Source organism: Helicobacter sp. UBA3407, from assembly GCF_949747025.1.
GTDB lineage: Bacteria > Campylobacterota > Campylobacteria > Campylobacterales > Helicobacteraceae > Helicobacter_D > Helicobacter_D ganmani.
In genome coordinates this window covers 1-9632 of the sequence record NZ_CATKCB010000171.1, presented here as the reverse complement: position 1 = coordinate 9632, position 9632 = coordinate 1, and the positions used below count along the sequence as shown (strand labels likewise).

General features: G+C 37.6%; 10 protein-coding genes. 3 read left to right on the top strand and 7 right to left on the bottom strand.

The features are described from left to right. The 7 genes from Q1553_RS06535 to Q1553_RS06505 all read right to left on the bottom strand — a co-directional run. On the bottom strand, positions 1–737 hold a 737-nt coding region (locus tag Q1553_RS06535; protein WP_300842834.1), incomplete at its 3' end, for an N-acetylmuramoyl-L-alanine amidase. Then, positions 734–1822 carry a nitronate monooxygenase gene (locus Q1553_RS06530; protein ID WP_115551180.1) on the bottom strand — a complete coding sequence of 363 codons (1089 nt, stop codon included), beginning with the start codon at positions 1820–1822 and terminating at the stop codon, positions 734–736. The genes Q1553_RS06535 and Q1553_RS06530, both read right to left, overlap by 4 nt. Positions 1823–1841: 19 nt before the next feature. Continuing rightward, positions 1842–3056: a tyrosine--tRNA ligase gene (gene tyrS, locus Q1553_RS06525; RefSeq protein WP_115551181.1), complete on the bottom strand. Its 1215-nt coding sequence runs from the start codon at positions 3054–3056 to the stop codon at positions 1842–1844. Between the two features lie 14 nt (positions 3057–3070). Beyond that, positions 3071–5218 (bottom strand): RelA/SpoT family protein, encoded by a 2148-nt coding sequence (locus tag Q1553_RS06520; RefSeq protein ID WP_115551182.1) that lies wholly within the window; start codon positions 5216–5218, stop codon positions 3071–3073. A gap of 71 nt (positions 5219–5289) precedes the next feature. Next, the gene (locus Q1553_RS06515; RefSeq protein WP_115551183.1) at positions 5290–5508 is read right to left on the bottom strand and encodes a DNA-directed RNA polymerase subunit omega; all 219 of its coding nucleotides are present in this window, start codon (positions 5506–5508) and stop codon (positions 5290–5292) included. Between the two features lie 18 nt (positions 5509–5526). Beyond that, positions 5527–6246, bottom strand: coding sequence for a UMP kinase (gene pyrH, locus Q1553_RS06510; protein ID WP_297571424.1), 720 nt, complete (start codon positions 6244–6246; stop codon positions 5527–5529). Between the two features lie 71 nt (positions 6247–6317). Next, positions 6318–6764 (bottom strand): hypothetical protein, encoded by a 447-nt coding sequence (locus tag Q1553_RS06505; RefSeq protein ID WP_297571425.1) that lies wholly within the window; start codon positions 6762–6764, stop codon positions 6318–6320. 91 nt (positions 6765–6855) lie between these two features. Here Q1553_RS06505 and Q1553_RS06500 point away from each other — a divergent pair, with 91 nt between their 5' ends. From Q1553_RS06500 to Q1553_RS06490, 3 genes are all read left to right on the top strand, one after another. Continuing rightward, on the top strand, positions 6856–8298 hold the full coding sequence (locus Q1553_RS06500) for an NAD(P)H-hydrate dehydratase (RefSeq protein ID WP_297600732.1): 1443 nt from the start codon (positions 6856–6858) through the stop codon (positions 8296–8298). A 28-nt stretch (positions 8299–8326) separates the two neighbouring features. Continuing rightward, the gene (locus Q1553_RS06495; RefSeq protein ID WP_115551187.1) at positions 8327–9112 is read left to right on the top strand and encodes a thiazole synthase; all 786 of its coding nucleotides are present in this window, start codon (positions 8327–8329) and stop codon (positions 9110–9112) included. Positions 9113–9122: 10 nt separating this feature from the next. After that, the coding region (locus Q1553_RS06490) for a manganese efflux pump (RefSeq protein WP_300842833.1) at positions 9123–9632 on the top strand (510 nt) is incomplete at its 3' end.

The following is a 9632-nucleotide window of genomic DNA, read 5'->3' as shown; positions in this document are numbered from 1 at the left end:
GCAAAATTTGTGCGCTGCCGCAACCCAATAAATACATCTTTATCGCGCGTCATATAAGTTTTATAACCGCGTTTTTTCAACTCATCACGCAAATATTTACCGATATTCAACACAATTTTTTTCTCACACACTCTATCTACGCCCATTGCTCCACAATCTTTACCTCCGTGTCCTGGGTCAATCACAATGGTTTTGTTTATTTTATTGGAATAACTTTTTGTTGTATGGGCTGTCTTAGGGGTTGTTTTTTCCTGTTTTTTGGGGCTTGACTTTGACGATTCTGTCTTTACAGGAGTTTGTTTTTTTTGTATTTCTTTGGATTGATTGGCAGGGATTTGAGGCTCAAAAAGTGAGGCAATGGAAAAATTGCTTTGCGCCAATTTAGCATTAGGAATCGTAAAGGTTGCTTGTTTTTTATTAATTTTCAATTCAATCTTTAATTGTTCCGAACTTGTAATAACTAAACGCACTTTTTCTTGAGAGTTTTGAGCCACTTTCACTCGCACATCGCCTTGAAACTCAAAAACTCTTGCACTCCCTTGTAATTGGGATTCTATATCATAAACATAACGTAATTTTTCTTGACTTTGCAAAAGAAAATTTTTAAAATCTGTTGGTTTAATTATTTGATTAAAATTTAAAACAATGCCATTTTGCAGTTGTTGCACCGAAAGAATTTTAACTTCTGCTAATAATCCACTACAAAATAAACAAAATAGGAGAAAAAATCTAATCATCGGCTTAATTCATCTAAAATTTCTTGCACGTTTTGGATTTTCTCAATCCGATAACCATTTGAACCTGTGAAATACAAGCCATTAATGGGGTCTCCTAGATAGCCATCTCCTAAACCATCTGCAATACAATATCCCACCTTTTTTGCTTCTTCTCCCCTATGGCAAGGGCTTACACAATTACTCACACAAGCAATTTTAGGAGGACGCCCTTCACGTAACCCTTTAACAATACCTGTAATCACAGCGCGTGCAGGATAACCCACAGGAGATTTTATCAATTCAATGTCTTCTTTTTTAACTCTTAACATAAGTTCATTATAGTATGTAGCATCACACTCCTTAGCCCCCAAGAATCGTGTTCCCATTTGCACTCCGCTTGCTCCCAAATCTAGCATTTTGTCAATATCTTTTCTATCCCAGATTCCTCCTGCAGCAACAATTGGAATATCCCCCCATTTCTTACTTTCTTCAATGACTTCAGGCACGACAGCCTCTAGTTGATGTTCGGGCTTGAAACAATCCTCATAACTCACGCCTTGATGTCCTCCGCTCAATGGTCCTTCCACAATCACTGCATCAGGAATGCGTTTATAACGTCCCTCCCACCGCTTACACAAAATCTTTAAAGCTTTGGCGGAAGAAACAATAGGAATCAAAGCAACATTAGGAAAGTTACTCGTAAATTCTGGCATATTTGTAGGCAATCCCGCTCCGGTAATAATCATATTTGCCCCCGCTTCGCAAGCATCACGCACCACTCTCCCATATTCATTGATTGCATAAAGAATATTTGCACCCAAAGGATTTTCGCCACAAATTTTTCGCGCATTCTTAAAAATCTCCATAAGAGATTCTTTGGAATAAAAATTCATAGTATCAAAAGGTCTATGCTTAATCGTTTTTTGCACAAATGCACTTCTTTTGTAATAGCCTGTTCCCACACACGAAATAATGCCAAGCGCACCACATTTAGATACATTACCCGCGAGATTATCCCAACTGATTCCAACTCCCATTCCCCCTTGAATAATAGGTAAAGGAATGGTGTATTTTCCAATTTTAAGTGCTTTGAGTGTGTGTAGCATATCTTTCCTTTTTTGAAGTTTATTGAATTATAATTTTAGCAAATTTACGCTTGCCAACTTGCAAAATATATTCACCTTGATTTAAATTTATCTTAGAATCCTCAACTTTCTGACTATTCAGCTTTACTCCTCCCTGTTTGATAAGGCGCAACGCTTCAGAATTAGATGTGCAAAGATTGCACTCACTCAATAGCTGCGCAATCCAAATGCCGCAAGGTTTTTTAAACTCTGGCATCTCACTTGGTAATTCCTCTTTTACAAAAACTTTTGCAAATTCCTCTTTTGCATTCAAAGCACAACCCTTATCATAATAACGCGTGATAATCTCTACTGCCAAATCCTCTTTGACTGCTTTTGGGTGCAAACTACCCTTTGCTACTCCCTCTTTTAGCAATTCTATCTCTTGAAGTGTTTTTGTGCTTAATAGTTCATAATATCTCCACATTAAAGAATCTGAAATGCTCAAAAGCCTCCCAAACATTTCCTTTGGTTCTTGTGTGATTCCGACATAATTCCCTAGACTCTTGCTCATCTTATGCACGCCATCTAATCCCTCAAGCAACGGCACCATAACAACAGATTGTCCCTTGTTTAATCCATAAGCGCGTTGCAAATGTCTGCCCATAAGCAAATTAAACTTTTGGTCTGTGCCACCAAACTCAATATCACAATTCAGTGCCACAGAATCATAACCCTGCAAAAGCGGATAAAAAAACTCTACAATACTAATAGGATTCTGTGCTTTGAATCGTTTTTCAAAATCATCTCTCTCCAACATTCTAGCCACCGAAAATTTTGCAGCAAGCTCAATCATACCGCGTGTGCCGAGTTTATCAAGCCATACGGAATTAAAGACAATTTCCATTTTGTCTGCGTCCAAGACTTTTATTACTTGTTCCTCATAAGTCTTTGCATTTGCCAACACTTGCTCTTTGCTTAATGGCTTCCTTGTCTCACTCTTGCCGCTTGGGTCGCCAATCATTCCTGTAAAATCACCAATCAAAAAATAAACTTTTGCACCATATTTTTGAAAAGTAGCAAGTTTTTGCAAAAGAACGGTATGCCCCAAATGCAAATCAGGTGCAGTCGGGTCAAAACCTGCTTTAATTGTAAAAGTTTTGCCTTCTTTAAAGTATGCACTTACTAAATCTTCAATGGTTTCTAGTCCGATAATCTCCTGCGTACCGCGTTTAATCTCTTCTAAAGCAGTGCTAATTTGAGATTCTACATTCATACATACTCCTTAAATTAATCTGCATACGCGTCTTTTAACGCATGCACTTCTATGATTTTATAATTATTCCCTAAAAGATTTTTAAGCTCTTTAATTTCGGTAATACTAGATTCAAACCGCAATTCACAATGCGTTGCATAAGTACTCTTTTGTGAGCCTAATTCCACACCTAAAACATTAATATCGTGCTTTGCTAAAAAAGACAAGAAATTAGCCAATACTCCCTTTTGATTCTCTAACGCAACGATAAGTTTATAAGTTTGCAACTTATCCTCCAACCAATCTACATAAAGCATTTTAACGCCTTTTTGAATCTCCAAATATGCTCGCTCGCAAAGCTTATGATGCACAAACGCCTTAGAACCGCTCTTAAATGCGATAATGGAATCCCCAAATTTTGGGTGGCAGCAATAATCAAAAACCGCTTGATTAATCGTATGATTGGTTTCAATCACAAGATTGTCAAAACGCAATTCTTTGAGCTTTAGGATTCTGATTTTAATCTGCTCCAAAAATCCAGCGTTTTGTTTATAAAAATTCTTAATGCGATTCTTAATATCCTTTAAGAATCCAATATCCGTTGTCGCACGATAAATTGTATCCTCTAAATCATTTTTTGTTATATAATCCTCAATCTCTTCTGCGCTTTTACCGAAAATCGTTGCAATAATATTAATCGCACTTTTGCGCTCAATTTCTTTAATACGCGTTGCACAATTCATCTTGATTTGGCTTTTTGCACGAGAGGTTTTCACCGCATCAATCCAAGAACATCGTAAAATCGTATCTTTTGCCATAATGATTTTTACAATATCGCCACTTTTCAATGTAGTCAGCAAAGAGGATTTTTGATTATTCACATAAGCCTCTTTTGCGCGATTCCCAATGTCTGTATGCACCGCATAGGCAAAATCCAACACCACCGCACCAATCGGCAAAGAATAATTATCGCCATCAGGAGAGAAAACTACAATATCCTCACGATATAAATCATTTTTTACAAGCTCATAAAATTCTTCAATAGAATTATTTTGAAATTGCAACTTGTTAAGCCAATCAAGACTTGGACCGCTATTCCCACCGGTTTTATATTTCCAATGCGCTGCGATTCCATATTCTGCACTTTTGTGCATATCCTCTGTGCGAATCTGCACTTCAAAAATAGCAGAATCATCAAATAAGGTGCTATGAATCGTTTGATAACCATTTTCTTTTGGCAAAGCAATATAATCTTTAAAGCGCGACATAATGGGCTTAAACTTCAAATGCAAAATCCCCAAGACTTTATAGCAATCTAAAGGATTTTTGACTATCACGCGGATTGCTAATAAATCTAAAACCTCATCAATAGAAATGCCTTTACGTTGCATTTTAAGATAGATAGAATAATGCCGTTTAATCCGACTTGCAATGCTAAACTCACTCTCTGGAACGCCCTCTTGCACAAGACTTTTGCGCACTTTTTGGATAAAGGCATTGAGTTTGAGCTGAATCGTTTGCTTGTGGCTTAAAAAATATTCCTCTATCTTGCGGTATTCTTGAGGAAAAATATAATAAAAACTTCTGTCCTCTAGCTCATTTTTCAAAGAGGAGATTCCTAAACGATGGGCGATAGGAGAATAAACAACAAGTGTTTCCTCAGAAATTCTCCTTTGTTTATTGGGGGGCAAAGCACCAAGCGTTAGCATATTGTGCAATCTATCGCAAAGTTTCACAACAAGCACACGCACATCTTTGACAGAGGTAATGAGCATTTTACGGAAACTCAAGGCTGCTACGACGAGTTTTTCATTAGAATGGGACGCGGGCAACTCTTCTGCACGAATCGCAACGATTTTTGTCAAACCATCTACAAGTGAAGCAATATCCTCACCATAATTGCACTTAATATCCTCTAATGTCGCGTCTGTATCCTCTACCACATCGTGCAAAAGTGCTGCACACACCATTACTTCATCTCCGCCAAAATACGCCACAATGCACGCAACAAGCAGAGGATGCACGATATAAGGTTCGCCACTTCTCCTTTTTTGTTCCTTGTGCAATTCCGTAGCAAAAGCAATTGCATTTTGGATATTTGGTGTCTCCTCTACCATAGAATATAACAACTCTAACGCTGCTTTAGGGCTTGTGATTTCTGCAACTTGTTTCAAAAATTCCAAATTCTACCTTCTTTAGCATGAGATTTTAAATTTATCTTATCTGAATACCTTTAAATTTCTTAAAAAGAGGATTAATTTTGCGATTCTTCAATTTTATCTAAACCGATTTTACCTTCTGCCACTTCAAGTAAAGCAATATCCGCAAGCTTATCTGCCTTAACATTTTTATTTACAAGAGGTTTTGCTCCACGACTTAATTCATCAATTCTCATAAATAAAATATTTGACAGCAAGTATCTATCACCATTGACTTTTTCTAATGCTTTTGATGCGATTTCTTCAATTCTCATTTTTTTCCTTTAGTTAAGTTAATTTTCATTGGATACTTTAGAATACACTGCACCAGAATCGCCTTGTATAATTTTCAGCAAATTTCCTTCGCGCAACATATTGCATACAACAATCGGCAATGTGTTGTCTTTTGCAAGCGCAATTGCAGTGTCGTCCATCACTTTAATATTATCTTTAAGAGCTTGGTCATAGCCGATTTGGCGCAACATCACTGCGTCATCAAACTTTGCAGGGTCTTTGTCAAAAACGCCATCTACTTTGGTTGCTTTGATAATCATCTCTGCTCCAATCTCCACTGCACGCAAAGTAGCCGCGGTATCAGTAGTAAAAAAGGGATTCCCTGTGCCTGCTACAAAAATCACAACGCGTCCTTTCTCTAAATGCCGAATCGCACGCCGATTAATGTAGGTTTCACACACTTCTTTAATCTCTAGCGCACTTTGCACGCGCACATCTAAGCCATAATATTCTAAAGCTTCTTGCATTGCAACGCCATTAATCATTGTTGCAAGCATTCCCATATAATCTCCGCTTGTACGCCGAATCAAACCACCTTGAGATGCACTCACGCCACGGATAAAATTCCCCCCACCAATCACGATTCCAACTTCAATTCCAGCTTCCACAAGTGTTTTAAGCTCCCTTGCAAGATAATCCAAAATTTTACTCTCAATCCCAAAGCCGCTTTCACCAGACAATGCTTCGCCCGAATATTTAACCAAAACGCGTTTTGCCATACCAGCCCTTTCTTTAATTTCAAAATTTATAATTTTAATCAAAACTTACTTATAATCTAGTAAATTTAGCGTTATTTACTCATTTCATCATTTTTTTGACGCAATGCTTCTATCCTCTTTTGTTGAATCTCGTATGCTTCTTGTATTTTTTCGTTGAGATTCCTTTGTGCGGAATCCTTTTTAGGAATATCTTTGCGTCCGTGATAGCTCTCAAAATGCTCCAAATGTTTCTGCAAACCTATGTTTTGCTCCATTTGCAAATTGTTTAGATTCTTTTCTTGCAATTCTTTGCTTAATTCGTCTAAATGGCTTTTAAGATTCTTTTTTAACTGCTGTTGCAAGGGAGATTCCAAAGAATCTTCCTCTTGTTGCTTTGATTTCAAGAGGCTTGTTGCGTTGTTTTCTAATGTTTTATTGTCTTCTTTATTTTTTTTGGATTTTTCTCCATTACAACCCATTAAACCAAACAATACAAGACAAACTACAAAAAAATTTAAAAAAATAGTTTTAAATGCCATAAAAATTCTTTATACAATCACTTTTTAGACTGAATTTATAGCATATTTTGTTAAGATTCCAAAAGCTTTTGTTCTCTATAAGGAATCCAAAATGAAAAATTTATTTTTAAGCACACAAGAATTAGACAAAAATGCAACAAAAAGCTTTAATCTACCCGCAGAATTGCTAATGGAAAATGCCGCAAGTGGAATGTATTATTTCATCAAAAATCGCTTTTTATCTAATCCTTTTGAAACTCCCAAAAAAGTATTACTTGTTTGTGGGAGTGGCGACAATGGCGCAGATTGTTTGGCACTAGCTAGAATGCTTTGTGGAATCTGTGAAGTGCATCTCTTTTTGCCCAAAGGCGCAAAAAGCCCTTTATGCCTAACGCAGCTCCAACGACTAGAAATATTGCAAACAAACTCTAAATTGAATTTACGATTCTTAAAGTCCTTAAAATCTGCAATGGACTATGAGATAATCATTGATGGAATCTTTGGAGCAGGTTTTAGGGGGACATTAGACTTAGAAATAACCAAAATCTTACGCATTCTTAATCAATCCTATGCAATCAAAATTGCCTGTGATATTCCAAGTGGAATCACAAAAAGTGGCGCACTAGGTGGAGAGGTAGCCTTTAAGTCGGATTTTACACTCACAATGGGTGCATTAAAGATAGCATTATTTTGCGACGAAGCAAAAGATTTTGTGGGTGAAGTGCATTTGATAAACTTAGGTCTTAGCGAGGAAGTTTTTGCGCCAAATTCTAGCTTCAAACTACTAGAGAGGAGTGATTTCAAACCTCCGCACAGAATCGCACAAAACACAAACAAAGGAGATTTTGGACATCTGTGCGTCTATGCAGGAGAAAAAATCGGTGCGGGTGTATTAAGCGCACTTGCGGGCTTACGTAGCGGGGCTGGACTTGTGAGTGTAGCAAGCAAAGCAAAAATCCAAAATCTCCCTTTTAGTCTGATGAATCCGCAAGAGATTCCACAAAATGCAACAGCAATGTTGCTTGGTATGGGTTTTGGCATAGAATCTCCCTTACCAAATTTAAAAAATCTTAAAAATCTCCCTTTATTACTAGATGCGGATATTTTTTATCATTCTTTATTTTTAGAAATTCTACAAACCCACAAACAAATCCTTTTAACACCCCACCCAAAAGAATTTACACAAATCCTAAAAGTATGCAACCTTGCAACAATTTCTACGCAAGACTTGCAAAAAGACAGAATCACCTATGCACTAAAGTTTTGCAATACCTATCCACACGCAATTTTAGTGCTCAAAGGAGCAAATACACTGATTTGCAAGGATAAAAACATTTATATCAATCCTTTTGGCGCAAATATTCTAGCAAAAGGAGGAAGTGGGGACATATTAGCAGGAATCATTGGTGGGCTTTTAGCGCAAGGGCGCACTCCGCTAGATTCCGCGATTTGTGGTGTTTTATTGCATAGCTTTTGCGCACAAGAAATTGCGAAAAAATGCAATGATTTTTCATTTAGTCCTCTTGATTTAATTGAGCAAATCCGCTACATTTAGAATTTTATTATCACTTTAAGGAAATTTTATGAATCATCAACTTTTAAAAATCGGAAATCAAACCTTTCAAAGTCGCCTTATCGTGGGTAGCGGCAAATACAAAAACTTTCAAACCACCTTTGACGCGACGATTGCCTCGGAAGCAGAAATCATCACGGTTGCCGTTAGACGCGTTAATATCACGAATCCCAACGAGGAAAATCTGCTAGACTATTTCAGGGAAAGCAAGATTCAGTTTTTGCCAAACTCTGCGGGTTGCACTAAAGCAGAGGAAGCCATTACCCTTTTTCGCTTAACGCGTGAAGCCACAGGCATTGAGTTTATCAAACTAGAAATTATTGGCGACACACAAAAAACACTTTATCCCGATGTCTTAGAGACATTAAAAGCTTGCGAAATTCTAGCAAAAGATGGCTTTTGCGTGCTTGCATATAGCAACGATGACCCCATTATGGCGCGACATTTAGAAAATGCTGGTGCAAGTGCAGTAATGCCTCTTGCAGCACCTATTGGTAGCGGGCTTGGCATACAGAATCGCTACAATATCGCCTTTATCAAAGAGGCTATCAATGTGCCACTTATCGTAGATGCGGGTGTGGGTTGCGCCTCTGATGCTGCGATTGCAATGGAGCTTGGAGCAGACGCAGTGCTAACAAACACAGCCATAGCTCAAGCACAAAACCCGATTCTAATGGCACAAGCTATGCGTGATGCAGTGCGTGCAGGACGCGCAAGTTATCTTGCAGGTAGGATTCCAAAAAAACCTTATGCTACTGCAAGCTCCCCCATAGAAGGGTTAGCTAATCTCTCTTGATAGATGTATTATGGTATATTTAGAGATTCTTTTGCTTGGAATCACTTTGGCAGTTGATGCGTCTATTGTTGCATTTTCTTATGGATTGTATGAAAAATGGTGCATACAAAACGGATTGAAAATCGCATTAGTAACTGCATTTTTTCAAGCACTTATGCCCATTTTTGGCTGGGTTATAATAAAATTTGCAAACGATAGTTTCTCACAAATTGCTGATTCTTTTGACCATTGGATTACTTTTCTTGTCTTTTTAGTCTTAGGATTAAAAATCATTAAAGATTCCTATACAACCAAAGAGGAGCAAGAATTGCACAAAATCCTTTCATTATGGGTTTTACTCCTCATTGGAATCGCTACGAGCATAGACGCACTTGCTGCGGGTATGCTCATCTTTTCACAAAATGCACCTTTATTTAAAAGCGCTTCTTTGATTGGAGGTATTACCTTTTTATGTGTAATTCTTGCCTACTCTCTTAGTAAAACCCTTACCAAAATCCCTACACGCATTCTTGAAATCAGT

Coding starts and splice junctions, on each gene's coding strand:
- Q1553_RS06505 (WP_297571425.1), bottom strand. CDS start 6,764: ATGGCATTTAAAACTATTTTTTTAAATTTTTTTGTAGTTTGTCTTGTA.
- Q1553_RS06530 (WP_115551180.1), bottom strand. CDS start 1,822: ATGCTACACACACTCAAAGCACTTAAAATTGGAAAATACACCATTCCT.
- pyrH (WP_297571424.1), bottom strand. CDS start 6,246: ATGGCAAAACGCGTTTTGGTTAAATATTCGGGCGAAGCATTGTCTGGT.
- Q1553_RS06495 (WP_115551187.1), top strand. CDS start 8,327: ATGAATCATCAACTTTTAAAAATCGGAAATCAAACCTTTCAAAGTCGC.
- Q1553_RS06515 (WP_115551183.1), bottom strand. CDS start 5,508: ATGAGAATTGAAGAAATCGCATCAAAAGCATTAGAAAAAGTCAATGGT.
- Q1553_RS06500 (WP_297600732.1), top strand. CDS start 6,856: ATGAAAAATTTATTTTTAAGCACACAAGAATTAGACAAAAATGCAACA.
- tyrS (WP_115551181.1), bottom strand. CDS start 3,056: ATGAATGTAGAATCTCAAATTAGCACTGCTTTAGAAGAGATTAAACGC.